Annotated in this window: 1 protein-coding gene; it reads right to left on the reverse strand. The window is 63.8% G+C overall.

The window, feature by feature from the left end:
- Positions 1-12: 12 nt before the first annotated feature.
- Positions 13-1146 carry an IS630 family transposase gene (locus tag ACF08B_RS41655; RefSeq protein ID WP_392322233.1) on the reverse strand — a complete coding sequence of 378 codons (1134 nt, stop codon included), beginning with the start codon at positions 1144-1146 and terminating at the stop codon, positions 13-15.
- Between the last annotated feature and the right edge of the window lie 87 nt (positions 1147-1233).

Here is a 1233-nt window from a genome sequence, read left to right on the forward strand (position 1 = left end):
ACTAGTGCCGCATCAAGCAACGTTCGCCCTGTTCACGACCCTGCGCAGGTGTTCGTCGGCGGCGTGCTTGTTCCGCCAGATTATGTAGCGGCGGATCATGTTGCCTTGCTCCTTGTGGCTGGTGTGGTCGGTGCCGTCGAGAGCGAAGTAGCGCAGGGCGGTGAACTGGGCCTCGATCCGGTTGAGCCAAGAGCTGTTGGTCGGCGTGTAGGCGATCTCCACGTTGTTCGCCGCTGCCCACGTCCCGACCCGCTGACACCGCTTCGTCGTCAGGTGAGGTGAGTAGTTGTCGCAGACGATCGCGATGCGCACGTGGGCTGGGTGAAGTGAGCGCAGGTAGCGGCAGAACTCCAGGAACTTCGACCTGTTCTTGGTCTTCTTGACGTGCCCGTAGAGCTGGTCCTTGGCGAGGTCGTAGGCGGCGAACAGGTGCCGAACCCCGTGCGGGCGTGTGTAGGTCGCCCGACGTCGAGGCCGGCGATCGCGGTCAGGGTCCTTGTGTCTGCCGCCGCGTTCAGCCCATTGTCGGCCGGGGTGAGGCTGGAGATTGAGCGGCCCGAACTCGTCCATGCAGAAGACGACTTCGGGCTCACCTTCCTCGGCTATGATCTCGCCGTCAGCGATCGCATAGAGGTGCTCGACGCGGGCCTTCTTCGCCGCGTAGTCCGGGTCACGAGAGGTCTTCCAGGTCTTCACGCGTTGAAACGAGACGCCCTCCTCGCGGAGCAGGACCCGAAGGCCCTCATGGCTGATGTCGTCGACCACCCCCTCAGCGACCAGGAAGTCCGCAAGCTTGGCCAGACTCCAGGTCGAGAACGGCAGGCCGTGCTCAGCCGGCTTCGACTTGGCCATCTTCTTGATCTCCCGGCGTTCCGGGAGGGTGAAAGTCTTCGGCCGGCCACCCTTGTACCTGGGATACAGCGAATCGAAGCCGTCCGCGTTGAAGTTGTGGATCACATCCCGGACCCGGTCCGCACTGGTGAAGGTCACCTCGGCGATCTTCGCCACGGGCATGGCCTGCGCGGATAACAGCACCACCTGAGCCCGCCGCCAGGTCACCACCGAACCAGTGCCTCTGCGGATGATCCGCAGCAGCCGCCTGCCCTCGTCATCATCAATCTCCCGGACCCGCACGCGCTCAGCCACGTGATCATTCTGAATGTCTGGGGCCCGCCGGCGCAGCAACTGGGCGACACATCACGACAGGGCGAACGTTGCTTGATGCGGCACTAG

Source organism: Streptomyces sp. NPDC015139 (genome assembly GCF_043079785.1).
GTDB classification, from domain to species: domain Bacteria; phylum Actinomycetota; class Actinomycetes; order Streptomycetales; family Streptomycetaceae; genus Streptomyces; species Streptomyces albidocamelliae.